Genomic DNA, 19,194 nt, shown 5'->3' with positions numbered 1-19,194 from the left:
GTCAATATCATTTTTTATTTTTTTTAAATAAAATAACCCAAACTTTACCAATAAAATATTGAACAAAAAATCCTATTTCAAAACATTATTGGAAAAATAAGAAGCGTATAAAACTTTCATGCCTGATAGCGGCGGCTTTCAGATTATAATACCCTCCCCTCACAACGATTGTAACTTTTCTTACATATCGCAAGGATGTCATGTAAAAAGCTAAAGATAGAGTACATATTATATAATCACCATTGCATAAATATCTTACACGCTTTATGCTTTTCCATGGGAGCAAAAGGAAGATGTCAATGTCATCTAAACTGACGCGTAACCAAACATTGGTTTTAAATACTTTAAAAAATGCAAAAGGGCCTTTAAGTGCTTATGCGATTCTCAATCACTTACGCGAAGAAGGTTTTCGCGCACCTCTCCAAGTTTATCGTGCGTTAGAAAAACTCGTACAGTTAAAGTGTATTCATCGTCTTGAAAGTGTAAATGCCTTTATGGTCTGTTTACACCCTGAAAACTGTCAACATGAACTTACAACGTTTATAATTTGCGAAAACTGTGGCACAGTCAACGAAATACAAGATCAAACGATTGTATCAAGTTTAAAACAGATGGTTCAAGCGGTTGACTTCCAAGCACACAAAAGCACCCTAGAAGTACGAGGTCTTTGTAAAAAATGCGCAATAAAATAAGACCGCTAACTTGAAAACAAGATCTCTAGCTTGCAAGTTTATATATTTAGCATTATGTACCAGGGATCGCCTTATTGTTTGAAAAGCTCTTATCGTCCGTGCATGTATATCACCCGATCTTAGTGATGGGTTTATTATATTCATTGGAACATAAATATTGAAAGTATAAAATCATGTCCGTAGCTGAGACAATTTTTTCAACCAAAAATTTCAATAAAACGCAACAAAAGAAAGTAATCAAGGCTCTTCTTATTGTCTTTGCACTTTTTGTGCTTTGGTTTAGCTACAAATGGATAACGCAATGGCGTTATATGCTATCCACTGAAGATGCCTATGTGCAAGGAGATATAGCCGCTATTGCGACTAAATTAAATGGATATATTGAAAAAATTGCCATTAAAGCCAACCAAGTTGTAAAAAAGGACGACGTTTTATTTTACTTAGACAATGGTGATTATCAAATAGCCTTGGATCAAACAGAAGCGCATCTTGACACACAGAAAAAAACACTTCTACGCATTGATGCACAAATCACAGCCGCTCATAGTGCTTTAGATGATGCAAAAGCGCAAAAAGCAGCCGCTTCAGCCATAGCAACCAATGCACAACTCACCTTAAAACGTGTAACAGAACTGAAAGCCAGTCGTTATGCCCCTCAATCTGATGTTGATGATGCCAAATCAGCTTATGAACAAGCTATCGCAAATGTTAACCGTGCAGATGCACAAATCGCTGCAGCACGCGCCAATATTCGAGTGCTAGAAGCACAACGAAGTGAAACAGAAAGCCAAACAAAGAGTTTAGAACTTTCGCGTGAAAAAGCACAACGTGACTTTGATTCAACCATTATACGCGCGCCATTTGATGGAATCATAGGAAATTTAACAGCAAAAACGGGAGATTTTGTTGTAAATGGCCAACGTCTTGCAGCATTAGTCCCCATCCATGCACTTTATATTGAAGCAAACTATAAAGAAACACAGTTGCAAAATATTCATGCGGGACAAAAGGCTTATATTTCTGTTGATGCCTTCAAAAAGGAGGTCTTTACAGGAACAGTGCTCTCTATTTCACCCGCAACAGGTGCTGTTTTTTCTCTTCTTCCTCCACAAAACGCTACCGGTAACTTTACAAAGATTGTCCAACGCATTCCCGTACGTATTTCTATTCCAGAAGAAGTCTTAAAGACCGGACATATCCGAGCAGGAATGAGTGTTTCAGTAGAAGTTGATACACGTACAAAACCACAAGATAAAAGTCTCTTATAATAACAAGCAAATGACCTCATTATTATGACATCTTCAATACCAAAGCCCATACAGTCTCAAGAGCGCATAGAAATCCGTAACATTGTGATTTTCATAGTTATGGCCTTTGGCATGTTCATGGCGATTTTGGATATACAAATCGTTGCCTCCTCTTTAGCCGAAGTTCAAGCTGGTCTTTCTGCAAGCTCTGAAGAAATTTCATGGGTTCAAACCTCCTATCTCATCGCTGAAGTCATCATGTTGCCCCTTTCTGGATTCTTAGGAAGATTGCTTTCAACACGTGTTTTCTTCACCATATCAGCGATCGGGTTTACGATTACTTCTGTTCTTTGTGCAACAGCAACATCTATTGGAGAGATGATTATCTACCGTGCATTGCAAGGTTTTATTGGTGGAGGAATTATCCCAAGCGTTTTTGTCGCCTCTTATGTTCTTTTTCCTCCTTCTAAACGCCCAATTGTTACCCCTATTGTTGGACTAGTCGCAACATTAGCCCCCACTATTGGTCCAACGGTCGGAGGTTATCTTTGTCATATCTTATCATGGCACTGGCTTTTTCTCATTAATGTGCCTTTTGGGATTATCATTTCAATTCTCGCTTGGAAATTGATTGATTTTGATAAAGCAAATCCATCTCTCATGGCTAAATTTGACTGGTTGGGGCTCATTTCTATGGCTGTTTTTCTAGGAACTTTAGAGTATGTACTAGAAGAAGGCGCACGTCATGATTGGCTGAATGATAGGCTGGTTCGGAATTTGTTCATTATCATGATTCTTGCTGCCGCCTTGTTCTTCTGGCGTGCTTTTACAGCAAAAGAACCCATTGTAGATCTCTCTACTTTTTCTAATTTTAATTTTTCAGCTGCATCCATTTTTTCCTTTTCACTGGGGATAGGTCTTTATGGACTCACGTATCTTTATCCTGTCTATTTGAGCCAAATCCGCCATTACGATGCCCTTATGATTGGAGAAACATTGTTTCTTTCAGGATTCGTCATGTTATTAACGGCTCCCCTTGCAGGATTCCTTTCAGCACGAATGGATGCACGTTTAATGATGGCAATAGGACTTTTTGGTTTTGCAATAGGCACTTGGATGGCAAGCACTATCACAGATAAGTGGGATTTTTGGCAGCTTTTTTGGCCGCAAGTTTTCCGTGGTGCTTCTGTAATGTTATGTATGGTTCCTATTAATAATATTGCCTTGGGAACACTCCCACCAGAACGAATGCAAAATGCTTCTGGACTCTTTAATCTCACACGGAATCTAGGTGGTGCTGTAGGGCTTGCCATTATCAGCACGCTCATGACAAAACGCACAGACTTCCATTATGAACGAATAGCCGAAACCCTTAACCACGCAAACAGACAAGCAACTGAAATGCTTTCAAAGCTTATTTTATTATTCAAAACAGAAACCTTTGATTCCTATACCCTGGCTCTTTCTCAATTGTTTAATATGGTACGCATACAAGCAATGATTATGGCTTTTAGTGATATTTTCTTTATCATAACCATCATCTTTGGTGTTTTGACATTTATGACCATGTTTCTCAAAAAAATACCACCTCTCATGGATTCACCACCAAATCACTAAGCTTAATTACAATTGAGAAATATTTTTTATCCTTATCACTTTCCTCGCTTCCTATGCACTTTATCTTTTCTCAAGAGACAGTATAAATAAATACGTGATTTTAAATGATTCTTCTGATAAAAATTCTTTTCAATGCGGGCTCTTTACGCACTTTTAAAATAACGTCTCGCATACAAAAATTGTTTTAGATGATAGGTAAACAACGATCTTACCTAACGTGCTCCACACTATAAAGATAAAGCTGCTATTTCTATAAGATTTTTGATTTATCACCATAAGGCACAAAAGATTAAAAGATTCTTTGCCCTTTACTCTTTTGAGTCTTACAAGAATATTCATAAAAGATTTATGATTCTTGTGATTTTTATTCACGCACCTATTTCTCTTATAATGTGTAGGACAACGTTTTTTGATTCTGAATGCAAAATTTTACATGAAAAAATCATTTTGTATTTGATCCTCTCATGCCAATTGCAAAACGATTTACCTTTATAGCAAAAAAGTAATGATATATTTTTTTCAAAAAAGCTGCTTTTAAACATGTAATTTTATTTTTTACACTCTTTAAAAAAGCTGATACTTACAATTTTGATTCTACTGCTACATATTTTTCTTTCTTAAGCCCCTTCTCTTTCAACAAGAGCTGAAATTGTATAAAATTTCTCAAAATATCTCTCTATTGAATCAATCAAAACCATTCCCTTGCACATAAAAAGCAAAGAAATAAAAACTGTTTAAGAAAAAAGTAAAACATCCAACCGTTTTGATGCAAGATTTATCAACGATATTGAAAACTGGAAAACTGTATGATGATAGCGACTTTAAAAGAACACAAGACAACTCAAAAATCAGGTTCCTTCAGTATTATAAAATAAGACACTATTTCAAAAAATGAGCTTAAAATATATTCTTACTCACTGAACTGAAATTATCAAAAATAAGAAACCAGCCATATAATAAAATCGCAATACAACTCCCCAAAAACTTTGTGCCGCTAAATACTTTGGCTCTAGCCAAAACAGTATGCTCTCCTCAATGCCAGCTGTTAAAAAACAAATAAACACTATCTTCAAGCCACTTTATGATGCTGAAAACGATTTGAAACTTCTCGTTCTCCACTAGGAACCAAAGTGCCATAACACCCAGAAAGATAATGTGGTATCAGTTCCAACGCTTGAAAGCGATGCTTTTCGTAAGGACCAGGCATTGCCAAATTTTCTGTTAAACTATTTGAAAAGCCAAAACGTTGATAAAATTCAAAATCCCCTACCAGCAAAATGGCGCCATATCCCAATTTTTTTGCCGTTTCAATTGCATGGCGGACTAAAATTGATCCTATTCCCATACCAGCACATTCAGATGCAACAGCCAAGGGGCCCAAAAGTAAAGCATGTTGTGTTTTATTTTTTCTTTTAGAAAAAGAAACATGCCAAAGACGGACACTTCCCACAAGCTCTCCCAGAGCATTTTTAACCACAAAAGAAAGCCCTTGAGCAGCTAACCGACCACGACGTAAAGCCTCTGATGATTTACGTTTACGTCCACACCCCATCGTTGAATCAAGCAAAATTTCTCGATAAGGCTTATCGGTTTCTTGCTCCAATAAAAGTGTAAAACATGCCCCATCTTTTGTTTGAAAGTTCATCATGTTCATCTCAATGACCGCCCTCTTATAGCGCCATGACGAGCATAGCAAAAAGTCTAAAAAACTATAGTTAAAAGGAAACCTCAGATTACATATGATCGTAAAGGCTCAAAACCATTAAAAGCAACCGATGCGTAAGTTGTTGTGTAAGCACCCGTTCCATGAATCAATATTTCATCTCCTATCGTTAGGGATAGAGGAAGCGGATAAGGTGTTTTTTCATAGAGAACATCTGCCGAATCGCATGTTGGTCCCGCCAAAATACAAGGCTCCATTACCTTATCATCATGAGGTGTCTCAATAGGATAACGAATGGCTTCATCCATAGTCTCAGCAAGACCATTAAATTTTCCAATATCAAGATAAACCCATCGTACATTATCATTATCAGCTTTTTTAGATATTAGAATAACTTCTGTACGAATAACACCAGCATTGCCAACCATCGCACGTCCTGGCTCAATAATCGTCTCAGGGATACGATTACCAAAATGCTTTTTCAATGAATCAAAAACTGCTGTACCATAAGCTTGTTCTGTAGGGACATCTTTCAAATAACGGGTTGGAAAACCGCCTCCCATATTCACCAACCTTAGTGAAATGCCTTCTTGTTCCAAGCGCTTAAAAACTGTAGAAGCATCCGATAAAGCACGATCCCACGCACTCAAATCAACCTGCTGAGATCCAACATGAAAAGAAACACCGTAGGCTTGCAAACCCAATTGGTGTGCCCGTCTTAGAACATCAACCGCCATAGCTGGAACACAACCGAATTTGCGTGACAATGGCCACTCTGCACCTTTGCCATCGGTAAGAACACGGCAAAAAACACGTACTCCTGGAGCAACACGCGCAATTTTTTCCACTTCTTCAACACAATCAACAGCATAAAGTGAAACTCCCAATGCATATGCTCGTGCAATATCACGCTCTTTTTTAATCGTATTCCCAAAAGAAATACGCTCTGGCGTTGCACCTGCTTTTAAAGCCATTTCAATTTCTGCAACAGAAGCCGCATCAAAAGAAGATCCTAAAGAACTCAGCAAACGCAAGATTTCAGGAGCTGGATTTGCCTTTATTGCGTAAAAAATACGAGACTGCGGCAGAGCTTTTTCAAAATTTAAATAGTTATCACGAACAACATCAAGGTCAACAATTAAGCATGGACCTTCAGAACGATGTGTTGCAAGAAAATCGCGAATACGTTGCGTTGCCATCTGCAATTCTCCTTGAGGGAACGCTCCCCCACTCTATGCTTAGACAGCCAAAGCTGCCAAAAGCTAAAGGACAAAAAACACACAACAACCATCCCCATTCTGATTACAAAAAACCAGAAATTAGCATTGCATGCTGCGAAAGAACAGCGCGAAACCGCGTTATTCTATTTTATATGCCTTTTTGATTGGAGTTGAGAAAACCACTTCCGCACTGAAGGCAATGAGGTGTGCCTCTATAGTTATCCCAGCATTTAAAAGCTGGAAGACACCAGAAAGGCCCGCACCGTCGTTGCTTCAAGATGTCCTCATTCTTGCAATTGGCTGTAAGAATGACTGGAGCGGTTAGTTCCAGGTACCGTACCGGTTAATCTCACCATTTGAGAACCAGCGGACACCCACAGGCACGTGCGACTTTGGGCAAGGCAACCTATAAAACGAATTCTTTCTCATTTCAATCATTTTTTTAATTTTAAACATTTTTTAATTCTTAAAGATAAAATGATGCGAAAAAACAACACTCTCCCCCAGACAAAGCCATCCATCCGCTTTCATGAGATCACACCCTTACATTATCCGTACAACATAAATCACTGTCTTGCGTTTAAAGCCCCTCGTTTCTTTACCCTATTCTATCTCCTAATATCTGCAGCAGAAAATAACGCAAATAAATTACTCAAAACATTAATTTATAATGATAATTTATTATTGTACCCTTAAACAAAAATCCCATTATAAAATCCTCTTATTTCAACCCTCTTACAATGAATCAATTAAAATCATTCTTTTGCGCATCACAAATAAAAAACAATTGAAAAAAGGAGTACCTCTTATATATCCTCTCAAATGCAAAGATGACCAACATTGAAGACTGAGGATAGTAACGACTGAAGCACCATAGTCTTTAAAGATAACGTGTCCTTCCCCCAACAAAACACCATTATCTTTCTCATTTACATCCTAAAAAACATCCCTACTTCCACATTCATTTCACAGCATCGCTTAAGCAAAATATCATGAAGAATTCCCCGTATAATATAGCTTGTATGATATAGATCAACTACATCTCACCCTCTTGATACTTATGAAATTAAAAACAAACGCTCCCATTCTATCTGCCAACTCCCAATATTGCAGAAACTCCTACATTGAAATGTTTCATAACACCTTATCTAAAATGATTTTTGTCCACACGTTACTCCCATTTGCAACGTACAAGTGAATGAATTTTACGCGATTCGTTCTCATCTAATCTGAAAGCAACAAAGTTCACAATATTGAACTCTTTTATTCAAATGAAAATAAATTATCATTATAAATTAATGTATTATATTAAATTCTGAAATCATAAACTCCTATTATCATTTTATTTTTCCACCTAGCACCTGCTTTTTCATCTCCTCTTATTAATCACATCTTATTCATACGCTTTTCTCTTAAACTATAATCTCCCTCCTCTGCGCTGTTGGTGAACGGCTTTTCTATTTTTAAATGAAAAGTATTTGAAAACTCAATCCTATAAGTCAAGGAGAGCGAACAATCTATAATGATTATTTATAAGTCAAATAATTTAATATAAACAAAAAGACCGAATAATATCCGGTCTTATGAAATATTTTTCTACCAATATAAAAAACTCTTCTCTCTTAAATTTAAGAGAAAAACGCTACAACTTAAAACTCTACACTACGATATCCTTATGTCCCTTGATGAGAATCAATTGCACGCAACTTCAACAATTGAAATTGCCTATGGCGCTCACGAAAGCGCTCTCTATCGGCTTCACTACGCGTGTTATAACAAGCATCACAGGAAACACCTTCCTCATAATGAGGCGATAATTTGCTTTCAGCATTAAGAGGAGAACGACACGCGCGACATAATTCGCGTCCACATTCTTCAAGACCATGTTGAACAGAAACACGCTCATCAAAAACAAAACACTCACCCCACCATAAACTTTTCTCTTTTGGAATTTTTTCTAAATATTTTAGAATACCTCCTTTTAGATGGTAGACTTGCTCATAACCAAGATCACGAACATAAGCTGTTGATTTTTCACACCGAATACCACCTGTACAAAACATGGCAATTTTCTTTTTTTTCTTTAACTCAGCCTCATGTTTACGCACCCATTCAGGAAATTCGCGAAATGTTTTAATCTGCGGATCAATCGCTCCTTGAAAACTCCCTATCGCATATTCATAGTCATTCCGTGTATCGATTAAAATTGTCTCTTCATCTTGAATAAGAGCATTCCAATCTTCAGGATCGACATAAGTACCAACAACTTTTAGCGGATCAACCCCTTCAACCCCCATTGTCACAATCTCTTTTTTCAACCGCACTTTCATGCGATGAAAAGGCATTTTTGATGCCCATGAATATTTAATCTCCGGCGTTTGAAACGCTGGCTCAGCCGTAATAAAATCCACCAATGCCTCAATCGCATCACAAGAACCAGCAACTGTTCCATTAATGCCCTCTTGTGCTAAAAGCAGAGTGCCTTTGATATCCTTTGCTTGACATAAATCCTGCAAAGGTTTTTGTAATTGATGATAATGCTTCAAATCTGCAAAGCAATAAAGTGCAGCAACTTTAAAATTCTTTTCCATGTGTTTTGCCATAACGCGCGTTTCATTCAATTTCAAGATTTATTCATGTACTCTTTAACATATTGTGCTTAATCAAACGATACAAATAATATCATCTCCAAGAAGAAAAAATATCATGTGCCAAAAAAGAGAAAAGCTTTTATTATATCTCCAAGGACAAACTGTCATACCTGTTTTACTCATTGACAATCTACAAAGTGCTGTACCTTTAACACGCGCTCTTGTCAAAGGTGGATTAAAAACAATTGAGATCACCTTGCGAACACCAAATGCCCTCAAAGCAATTCAGAAAATCATACAAGAAGTCCCTGAAGCAATTGTTGGAGCCGGCACAATTCTCAACACAACACATTACGAACAAGCCGAACAAGCAGGCGCAAAGTTTATTGTAAGCCCCGGATTATCCAATGAACTAATCAATTGTGCAAAAAATAGTGAAATTCCCCTTCTTCCCGGTGCAATGACCCCAAGTGAACTCATGCAAGCATTAAACAAAGGCTATTCATATCTTAAATTTTTCCCTGCTGAAGCTGCTGGGGGTATTTCCTTCATCGAAGCTTTAGCATCTCCCTTCTCTGATATCCGGTTTTGCCCAACAGGCGGTATTACACAAAAAAGTGCAACACAATGGCTCCAACTGCCCAATGTCTTCTGCGTTGGAGGTTCTTGGATAGCGCCCCAAAAACTCATTGCAATAAGTGATTGGGATTCGATTACTGCATTAGCATATACCGCATCACAACTTCCTTCTCTCTCGAAAAAAGCTCTTTCTACAATATAATGTAATGTGCAAGAATATCAGTCCCTTCAACAAGACCAAAGCTTTCACACATCCTTGCGCAATCTTTTAACATCGTCATAAAACCATAAATCATCACCCGATCTTCATCAGGATGAATTTTGCGAGTTCTATTGTTTCAAAGCCGCTTGTTTCAAAAAAGCACCCACTCTCCATAACAGTTGTAATACGCCCCATATGCTCAGAAAGCTCACAAGTAGTCATAGGATAAAATTTCAGCTGTTGTGCATATGCCCCACAATGAGTGGATCTTGTTACAAAGAGGAAACGAGATCTTTTGCATAAATTAACTCATTCTTTTCGCGCGTTATTTAAATAAGGACAACTTCTGAAAATTTTCATAAATGTCAGGATCACGAATAAAGCTTGCAAAAGGAAAAAACCCCGTACCGGTTTGAAAGAAGATAAAGCATCAACTTTCCCACTCATTACTCCACAAAAGCGCGCTCTACAACATAAGTAGCAGGAGCATTATTGGCCCCTTCAACAAGACCAAAGCTTTCACACATCCTTGCGCAATCTTTTAACATAGCCATGGAACCACAAATCATCACCCGATCTTCATCAGGATGAATTTTAGGAAGGCCTGTTGTTTCAAAAAAGTCCCCACTTTCCATCACAGTTGTAATACGGCCCATATGCTCAGAAGCTTCACGAGTCGTCATAGGATAAAATCTCAACTGTTGTGCATACTCTCCAATGAGTGGATCTTGTTGCAAAGAGGAAACAAGATCTTTTGCATAAATTAACTCATTTTTTTCGCGCGTTGTTTGAATAAGGACAACTTCTGCAAATTTTTCATAAGTTTCAGGATCACGAATAAGGCTTGCAAAAGGAGCAATCCCCGTCCCAGTTGAAAGAAGATAAAGACGTTTTCCAGGAATAAGAGCATCAAGAACCAGCGTTCCTGTAGATTTTTTACGCATGAGAACTGTATCACCAATTTTAACTTTTTGGAGATGCTCGGTTAAAGGTCCCCCTGGAACTTTTATCGAAAAAAACTCAAGCTGTTCATCCCAGAAGGGACTTGCAATCGAATAAGCGCGATAAATCGGCTTTTCTGCATTTGGCAAACCGATCATAACAAACTCACCCGAACGAAAACGAAAACTTTCCGGACGATTCAGACGGAATTTAAATAACCGATCTGTATAGTGACAAACCTCTTGGACAGTAAGGGCGAACACATTCTCAGGAATCGGAAAATTTGCAACGCTGCTGATGCTTGACGGAACATTGGTAGCAGACGTATTCATACTCTTCCCCATATCTTTATTGAACGTTAAATTTCGAATCCCTGACGTGATATAATCCTTGTATAATCATCTGCCAACAATTTTCTTAAACCAAAAGCCTTAAGATTAACACTTTTATGTCAAAATTAATCGAATGAAAAAAATGTGAATACAAATCATATTCAAAGAGAAACAAAAACATTGAGTGTTAAGCAATCACGGTACTCTTTTCCACTTTAACACATAATGCATAGTATACAGTGTACCGCTACAACACTTTATTCTCTTTGCAAAATTTATAACCGAAAACCTTAAAATTAAGAGAGAAAAAACATCTGTGGATTGAACGATAAACGCACGACTCCACAACAAAGTTTTCGGCATTACATCCATTGTTTTCTTTACTGACCTTTTTTACACTGCCCTTTCCATAAATAAATGAGTCGAACACCCTCTATAAGCGATAAAATTGATTTCACTTAAAACCGATCAAATGATAAAAAGCAAATATCGTATTCCCGCTTCATCTTGAAAAGAAATAATATCCAAATCAACAGTTTTTAATGTATCAGAAAGTGTTTACACATTGTTTTCCATTTAACAAAAAATAATTTTAAGTGCATGAGACAACATCCAAAATTGCACAGATGAGTAATCTTCCCCCTCATGGTAGAAAACTTGTAATGCATTGATTTAACGTGGTTAATTTAATCATTTTACCTTCTCTAAATAAGAAGCCAATGCAATATTTAATCAAAACAATCACACCAGCAATAATAGTCTAACATTGCACTCTTCAAAATGATACAATACAATAAATTATGTTTATTTTTTTATATGCCTAAACGAGGGCAAATAAGTAAAAAAGTCTATGTTTTACAAATCATTAGAAGATACCATGTTGATAACAACACAAATAAAACTAAACTATCTCTTATATCCAGAGTACCATTTTACATAAAAAACGACTTTAATGGCAGCATAGGCTTCTTAATGATTTTGACCATAGCAAATAGTGTCTTTCCCCTATATCGTAAAGAACCTCAATGAAACAACCAAAAAACTCCGTATTTCACGAACACAGATAAGCTTTTAAAATGAACAAATCCGTTAATGATGAAATAAATACATCACTCTATACAGCTGTAGCAACCATCGATGTCAGTGCCATTGTTGCCAATTATATCACTTTAGCCAAACGTGTAGCTCCAACACAATGTTCAGCAGTTGTAAAAGCAAATGCCTATGGATTAGGAGCTCACAAAATTGCTCCTGCCCTTTATCAAGCTGGTTGTCGCACTTTTTTTGTCGCCCAAATCAGAGAAGCACTCCAATTAAAAAGCATTTTACCATCAAATGTCACAATTGCCATTCTGAATGGACTTCCACACTTAGCAGAAGAGTTTGTCGCACAATCTGGTATTGTTCCTGTTCTAAACTCTTGGAATGCCATTGAAAATTGGCAAAAAATTTGTCAAAAAAAAGATAAAAAATTTCCAGCAATTGTTCAAATCGATACCCATATGAACCGATTAGGACTGGATCAAAAAGAATTACAAAAACTCATCAAACACCCTACAATTTTCGAAAAAGCAGAAATAAAATATATTCTTAGTCATCTTTCTAACGGAGAAGATGATACCCACCCATCAAATTATGCCCAATTGACTTCTTTCAAAACGATCCTTGCGCAATTGCCTGCTTGCAAAGTTTCCTTTGCCAATTCTGGAGGTATCTTTCTAGGATCAGATTTTTATTTTGATCTTGTTCGTCCAGGCATTGCACTTTACGGAGTTGATCCGCGGGGAAAACACCCATCACCTTTGAAACCTGTTTTAAAACTTGAAGCCCAAGTCATTCAAAGCCGCGTTGTTGATATAGGAGCACCTGTTGGTTATGCAGAAAGCTTTATAACCAACAGACCAAGCACTCTTGCAACCATTTCTATAGGCTACGCAGACGGCTGGCTCCGTACTCTTTCGAATAAAGGAACTGTTTATTTCAACGGGCACAAACTTCCCATGGTTGGGCGGGTTTCTATGGATTCCATTATTGTAGATACGACCGATCTTGAACAAAAACCTCAAACTGGTGACTGGGTAGAACTCATTGGTCCCCATCAAACACTTGAAAAAGTATCTATAGATGCCGATACCCTTCCCAATGAAATTCTAACATCTCTTGGCTCCCGCTATAAATACATTTACACATAAAAACTCTTTAGCCATAAAGAAATAAATTGATAAAAATCATCATTTTAGAAAATTGAGGGGCTTTTACAAAAGATTTTACAACAATCAACCACATAGAATGGTCATAGATACCGTACATTCACAGAAATCTCAAAACAGACAAGTTAATGGACTGTTTTATGGAAGTAGCTTTCATCTAAAATACAAAAACTTAGCCTTTCCCCATAAATTGACAAAAAAGAATCTACTACAAAGTTTTTAAAATTAATTTCCCAATTAAAATCATTCGCTTGCATACCACAACCTAGACTATGTGTAGATAAAAATGATTTAAGAAAAGAATAATGCTTCTAATGAACCGCCTCAAATACCAAAGGCTGTAAGCAGCACCTACGAACTGGCAAAGTGTATGATAGTGCCAACTTCCTTCTTCATAGAGCATAAAGATTGGGGAGCTCTCAATGGATTTACCCTTACACCATTCACAAGCGCCGTCGCGAAATGGGATTAGGAGCGAAATATCTCTTTAAAACAAACATGTGAATTAACAACCCAAGTATATTCTTTTTGGAGCGTTCTGTTTTACATGAGGATCATTCCCCCACTAAAGAACACAATAAATAAAAGTATGGAGCAATATGTAATCCCCATTATTAAAAAATATTGCTTTAAATGCTTTTGAAAGCCGCAAAGCTGAATTAAGAGGAGATGACAAACTGAGGATTGATTTTCACCTTTACAGCTTTACATTTTCCAAAATGAGATTGTCTTCCAGTTTCAAAGGTTACGTCAACAGAAATACGCAATCCCCCGCCCTCATCTGACAGACAGCAGAAACTACTCATAAAGCTCTTTTTTTCTCAATCTCTGACTCAAAACATGTCGCTGCGTTAAGTTTGGATGTTGATTTACAGGTAACAGCGAAAGAACACGGGCTCTTAGAAAAACAGCGCCGTAAAGTCACAAACTGACTTGCAATGAAGTGGAAAGATGTGCCGGCTTTTATAAGATACCTTGTAAAAAACAACCATAATACATTTGGCTTTACGTTTGCTCATTCTGACAGGTGTTCTTACATATTTTTGCGTCATATTTATAAACAGCAGATTAAAGAGAAATATTTAGACAATTCTTGACTCGAAAAGATGCAACAACAGAGTTTCGCGTGTCTTTATCATCAAAAACACTAAAATTGATTTTATTCTTTCTACAACCGGTCGTCGTCACCCTAGTGAGAAGGAGTATATCACAACACATGCAACAGACGTGACCTATCCCCCGTAGGTTTCGCTCTCGTTTACATGAATTAGCTGGCTAGACCAATGCCACCTAGTCACTAAAACCATGTCATACGGTAGAAAGCAAAGGAGAGCATGCCTATTGCCGACAAAATACGGCTTTTTGTCGACTTTTTCGATTTTGCTCATGTTATAAAAAACAATGCAAAATTCTAGAAAATAGACAAATAATTCCATAGTAACATGATCAACAAGTACAAACCCACACAAAATGTGTGGGCTTTTTTGTTTATGCAAATAAACAAATTAAATACATATTTGTTATTTAATAGGTATTTCCCAATGGCGGACACGAACAAATGAGCATTTTGTCTCCCGCAACATTATCAATACGCGATACAGGAGGCCAATATTTATTGGCTGGATCAAGAGAACTGTTGGGAAAAGCAGCTTCTTGTCGCGAATAGGGTCGTGCCCAAGCATCATCTAAAGTATCTGCCACTGTATGAGGGGCATTCACCAATGGATTATTGTCTTTTGGCCAACCCCCATTCCCAACTTTTTTCGCTTCTTCAGCAATAGAGAGTAAAGCATCACAAAAACGATCAATCTCTGCTTTTGGTTCTGATTCCGTCGGCTCAATCATTAAAGTTCCCGGAACAGGGAACGACATCGTAGGCGCATGGAATCCATAATCAATGAGACGTTTTGCAATATCATCAACACTCACCCCATACTGCTCTTTCAACACGCGTGTATCCACAATACATTCGTGCGCAACACGTCCATGCTTGCCCCGATAAAGAATGGAATAAGCGGCTGAAAGACGTGCAGCAATATAATTGGCATTTAAAATGGCTATTTGTGTTGCATATTTTAAGCCATCAGCCCCCATCATTCGAATATACATCCATGTAATTGCAAGAATAGACGCACTTCCATAAGGAGCAGCCGAAACCGCATGCGTTGTCCCATCTTGTTCATGACCTGGTACGAATGGTTTGAGATGCGCAGCAACTCCAATTGGTCCCATACCAGGACCACCACCACCATGAGGAATAGCAAATGTTTTATGAAGATTCATATGACAAACATCAGCGCCAATATCCGCAGGACGAGCAAGCCCCACAAGGGCATTGAGATTAGCACCATCAAAATAAACTTGTCCGCCATTTTCATGAATAATAGAACAAATTTCCTTAATGCTTTCCTCGTAAACACCATGGGTTGAAGGATAAGTAATCATAAGAGCAGCCAATTTATCTTTATGCAATTGCGCTTTCATCTTGAGATCGTCTACATCAACATCACCATCGCTTAAACATTTTACCACAACGACTTCCATCCCTGCCATATGGGCCGAAGCTGGATTGGTACCATGCGCAGATGCAGGAATAAGACAAACTGTACGTTGATGTTCTCCTCGTGATTGGTAATATCGTCGGATAGCCAAAAGCCCAGCATATTCACCTTGAGCACCAGAATTTGGCTGAAAAGAAACTTGCGCAAATCCTGTAATTTCACACAACCACGCATTTAACTGGTTGATCATCTCCAAATAACCCGCTGCATCCTCTTGTGAAACAAAGGGGTGTATATTGGCCATGCTCGCCCAGCTCACAGGCATCAATTCAGCAGCTGCATTAAGCTTCATTGTACAAGAACCAAGAGGGATCATAGCGCGATCCAGCGCCAAATCCTTATCCGCTAAACGACGCAAAAAGCGCATCATATCTGTCTCTGAATGAACAGCATGAAAAAAAGGCTGAGAAAGAAAAGCAGCATCCCGTTTTTTTCCAAAGAGTCGTGGAGAAACCTTATCAACGAGTTGTGCCCCCAAAAGCTGCGCTAAAGCACCAGCATCTTCTTCTGTCGATAATTCATCAAAATTGATTGCAATAGTGTCATCATCGAGAACACGAATAAGGCGCCCACCTATTTTGGCTTGATGCGCAATCTCTCGCGCTTTTCCCTTAACAGAAATACTCACACAATCAAAAAAGCTTTTCCCTTCAACATGAACCCCTGCGGCTTCTAAACCAGCAACAAAACGACATGTTAAATGATGAATTCGCTGCGCAATTTCTTGTAAGCCTTTTGGCCCATGCCAAACAGCATAAGCGGTTGCCATATTAGCCAATAAAGCCTGCGCTGTACAAATATTTGACGTCGCTTTATCGCGCCGAATATGTTGTTCACGTGTTTGCAAAGCTAAACGAAAACCAACGCGTCCTTTGGTATCCACGGATTGACCAACAATACGCCCTGGAATAAGACGCGTTAACGCATCACTCACGGCAAGGTAACCAGCATGTGGACCACCAAATCCCATCGGAACGCCATAACGCTGCATAGAGCCAACAACGATATCTGCCCCCCATTGAGAAGGTGGCTCCTGAAGGGTAAGCGCTAAAGGATCAGCTACAACGATAACTAAAGCTCCCTTTTCCTTTGCCTCTTTTATGATCTCACTGTAATCATGAAAAGAACCTTTTGTATCTGGCCAAGATAAAACAATTGCCGCTGTATCAGAATCAATTTCGCCATTTTGGCTAATCTGAATCCCTTGTGTTTCAGCACGCGTTTGCGCAACACTCAAAGTCTGAGGGTGTAAAAGACTCTGAAGAGAAATTTTTGTTTTTTTCTCACGGAAAAAGCGAAAAGCAAGGGCATTGGCTTCAGCTAAAGCAGTTGCTTCATCAAGAAGGGAAGCAGCAGAAACAGGCAAACCTGTTAGTTCACTAACCAATGTCTGAAAATAAAATAAAAGCTCTAAACGACCCTGGCTAATTTCTGCTTGATAAGGCGTATAAGCAGTATACCAAGCAGGATTTTCAAACAGATTTCGTAAAATAACCGGAGGCACATAAGTTCCATGATATCCTTGCCCAATAAAACTTTTGTGCACATGGTTACGCTCCATCATCTTGGAGAGTTCTTCCAAGGCTTGTCCTTCACTAGCAGCCTCTGGAAGATTCAATGAACGTCCCAAATGGATAGAGTGTGGAACAGCTTGAGAAATGAGTGTATCAACACAATCAAGCTCTAAAACATCAAGCATTTTTTGTGTTTCATCAGGACGCAGCCCAATATGTCGAGAAGAAAAAGAACGCTCGATCATAGTACTCATCCAATCAAAGCCTTATAAGCATCTTTATCTAACAACCCCTCCAGTTGTGTCTCATCCTGCAATGTCATTTTCCATAACCAGCCTTCTGTTTCGGCTTTCTGATTTACCAATTCAGGATTATCAGCCAAGGCTTCATTTATTTCGACCACTTCACCATCAAGAGGAGCATAAACATCTGAAGCCGCCTTCACTGATTCTACAACAGCCGCCGCCTCTCCTTTGGAAAGTTTTGTTCCACTTTGTGGTAAATCAACAAAAACCAAATCCCCTAATTGCTCTTGCGCATAATGCGTAACCCCAACAGTCACCACTTGCCCTTCAACGCTAAGCCATTCATGGTCATGTGTAAAATAAGTTTTAGACATAAAAAATCATCCTTTAAAATAACGTTGTTCAACAAAGGGAAGAGAATGAACTGATAATACAATCTTTTTGCCTCGCAGTTCTGTAAAGACTTGTGTCCCTTCAACTTTAAAATCAACAGGAACGTAACCCATCGCGACAGGACCATCAAAAGAAGGACCAAAACCACCTGATGTTACAATGCCAATCTCATTACCTTGATCATCAAGAAGCACCGCACCGGCACGAATAGGTTGACGCGTTTGCGGTTTTAATCCAACACGACAACGAGCCGGTCCTTTTTGCAGTGCTTCAAGAAAAGCCTTTGCACCATAAAATTGTGCTTTTTCTCGAACACTTTTAGGAACAGCCCATGTTAGAGCCGCATCAATAGGTGTCGTATCAGGGGTAATATCATTTCCATGCAAACACAGCCCCGCTTCCAACCGCAAGCTATCGCGTGCGGCAAGTCCAATCCACTTAACACGAGAATCACTCAGCAATTTTTCAGCCAACATATGCGCATGCCCTATAGGCAAAGCAATTTCAAAACCATCCTCTCCCGTATAACCAGAACGCGTTATAAACCAATCCTGTTGTGGTTCGAATCCTTGCATAAAGAACAATTCATTCCCTGGTAAATCGGCATCAGCAAGAACGGCTGCCGCTTCAGGACCTTGAAGCGCAAGCAATACCCTTTCAAGGGCAATCACTTGACATTCAAAATCAACCGCACGCTTTTCCAATTCTAAAAAATCAGCCTGTGCATTCCCAGCATTGGCGACCAACATAAAACGACCCTCTTCCAAACGGGTAATAATAAGATCATCAAGAATACCAGCCTGCTCATTAAGCAAATAATTATACCGTGAATGCCCAATCTTTAAAGCTGCTGCATCAATGGGAAAAGCATAGGACAAAAATTCCACAGCTTGTGCCCCTTCAACCGCAATCAATTTCATATGAGAAATATCAAAAAGTCCTGCATGTGCACGCGTATGAAGATGCTCTTTTAAAACGCCAAGAGGATAAGTTAAAGGCATGTTCCAACCCGCAAAAGAACCAAATTTTGCTCCTGCTTTTTCATGCAAATCATATAAAGGAAGTGTTTTTAAAAAAGATGTTTCTTGTGCTGTGCCCATAATAACTCCAAAGCTGCGCTAACGCCCATAGAATATGGTCGTCTCTGCCCCCTCTGTCATCAACCTGAGAGACTCGCGAAAAGATC

At 38.5% G+C, this 19,194-nt stretch carries 13 protein-coding genes and 1 pseudogene; 5 read left to right on the top strand and 9 right to left on the bottom strand.

Going from position 1 to position 19,194, the window contains the following annotated elements; all coding sequences use genetic code 11:
• The first annotated feature begins 299 nt into the window (after positions 1 to 299).
• From ACFIKX_RS05510 to ACFIKX_RS05500, 3 genes are all read left to right on the top strand, one after another.
• Positions 300 to 692, top strand: a complete 393-nt coding sequence (locus tag ACFIKX_RS05510) for a Fur family transcriptional regulator (RefSeq protein ID WP_375629863.1) — start codon at positions 300 to 302, stop codon at positions 690 to 692.
• Positions 693 to 865: 173 nt separating this feature from the next.
• Positions 866 to 1,960: an HlyD family secretion protein gene (locus ACFIKX_RS05505; protein WP_375629866.1), complete on the top strand. Its 1,095-nt coding sequence runs from the start codon at positions 866 to 868 to the stop codon at positions 1,958 to 1,960.
• A gap of 24 nt (positions 1,961 to 1,984) precedes the next feature.
• Positions 1,985 to 3,556, top strand: coding sequence for a DHA2 family efflux MFS transporter permease subunit (locus ACFIKX_RS05500; protein ID WP_375629869.1), 1,572 nt, complete (start codon positions 1,985 to 1,987; stop codon positions 3,554 to 3,556).
• 1,069 nt (positions 3,557 to 4,625) lie between these two features.
• Here ACFIKX_RS05500 and ACFIKX_RS05495 read toward each other — a convergent pair.
• The 3 genes from ACFIKX_RS05495 to ACFIKX_RS05485 form a co-directional block, all read right to left on the bottom strand.
• A complete protein-coding gene (locus ACFIKX_RS05495) occupies positions 4,626 to 5,210 on the bottom strand; it encodes a GNAT family N-acetyltransferase (protein WP_375629872.1) in 585 nt (194 codons plus the stop codon).
• A gap of 74 nt (positions 5,211 to 5,284) precedes the next feature.
• Positions 5,285 to 6,418, bottom strand: a complete 1,134-nt coding sequence (locus tag ACFIKX_RS05490) for a type III PLP-dependent enzyme (protein WP_375629875.1) — start codon at positions 6,416 to 6,418, stop codon at positions 5,285 to 5,287.
• 1,694 nt (positions 6,419 to 8,112) lie between these two features.
• Entirely contained in the window at positions 8,113 to 9,030 is a 918-nt protein-coding gene (locus ACFIKX_RS05485; protein ID WP_375613636.1) for a rhodanese-related sulfurtransferase, read from the bottom strand.
• A gap of 115 nt (positions 9,031 to 9,145) precedes the next feature.
• Here ACFIKX_RS05485 and eda point away from each other — a divergent pair, with 115 nt between their 5' ends.
• A complete protein-coding gene (eda, locus tag ACFIKX_RS05480) occupies positions 9,146 to 9,811 on the top strand; it encodes a bifunctional 4-hydroxy-2-oxoglutarate aldolase/2-dehydro-3-deoxy-phosphogluconate aldolase (RefSeq protein WP_375629878.1) in 666 nt (221 codons plus the stop codon).
• Here eda and ACFIKX_RS05475 read toward each other — a convergent pair.
• Both ACFIKX_RS05475 and ACFIKX_RS05470 read right to left on the bottom strand, forming a co-directional pair.
• Positions 9,790 to 10,223 (bottom strand): annotated as a pseudogene (locus ACFIKX_RS05475) (ferredoxin--NADP reductase); the annotation flags it as partial. The gene eda and the pseudogene ACFIKX_RS05475 overlap by 22 nt on opposite strands.
• 34 nt (positions 10,224 to 10,257) lie before the next feature.
• Entirely contained in the window at positions 10,258 to 11,085 is an 828-nt protein-coding gene (locus ACFIKX_RS05470; protein WP_375629881.1) for a ferredoxin--NADP reductase, read from the bottom strand.
• Positions 11,086 to 12,161: 1,076 nt separating this feature from the next.
• Between ACFIKX_RS05470 and alr the strand changes: the two genes are divergently transcribed.
• Positions 12,162 to 13,277: an alanine racemase gene (gene alr, locus ACFIKX_RS05465; protein ID WP_375612295.1), complete on the top strand. Its 1,116-nt coding sequence runs from the start codon at positions 12,162 to 12,164 to the stop codon at positions 13,275 to 13,277.
• A 677-nt stretch (positions 13,278 to 13,954) separates the two neighbouring features.
• Here alr and ACFIKX_RS05460 read toward each other — a convergent pair.
• From ACFIKX_RS05460 to gcvT, 4 genes are all read right to left on the bottom strand, one after another.
• Positions 13,955 to 14,101 carry a hypothetical protein gene (locus ACFIKX_RS05460; protein WP_375629883.1) on the bottom strand — a complete coding sequence of 49 codons (147 nt, stop codon included), beginning with the start codon at positions 14,099 to 14,101 and terminating at the stop codon, positions 13,955 to 13,957.
• 718 nt (positions 14,102 to 14,819) lie between these two features.
• The gene (gene gcvP, locus ACFIKX_RS05455) at positions 14,820 to 17,615 is read right to left on the bottom strand and encodes an aminomethyl-transferring glycine dehydrogenase (protein ID WP_375629934.1); all 2,796 of its coding nucleotides are present in this window, start codon (positions 17,613 to 17,615) and stop codon (positions 14,820 to 14,822) included.
• A 5-nt stretch (positions 17,616 to 17,620) separates the two neighbouring features.
• Positions 17,621 to 17,989: a glycine cleavage system protein GcvH gene (gene gcvH / locus ACFIKX_RS05450; protein WP_375618535.1), complete on the bottom strand. Its 369-nt coding sequence runs from the start codon at positions 17,987 to 17,989 to the stop codon at positions 17,621 to 17,623.
• A 6-nt stretch (positions 17,990 to 17,995) separates the two neighbouring features.
• Positions 17,996 to 19,108 (bottom strand): glycine cleavage system aminomethyltransferase GcvT, encoded by a 1,113-nt coding sequence (gcvT, locus tag ACFIKX_RS05445; RefSeq protein ID WP_375629887.1) that lies wholly within the window; start codon positions 19,106 to 19,108, stop codon positions 17,996 to 17,998.
• Positions 19,109 to 19,194 lie beyond the last annotated feature (86 nt).

This window comes from Bartonella sp. CM86QHHN (assembly GCF_042194695.1).
In the GTDB taxonomy this organism is placed as follows: Bacteria; Pseudomonadota; Alphaproteobacteria; order Rhizobiales; family Rhizobiaceae; genus Bartonella.
The sequence above is the reverse complement of the archived record's forward strand: the minus strand, read 5'-3'. Positions and strand labels throughout refer to the sequence as shown.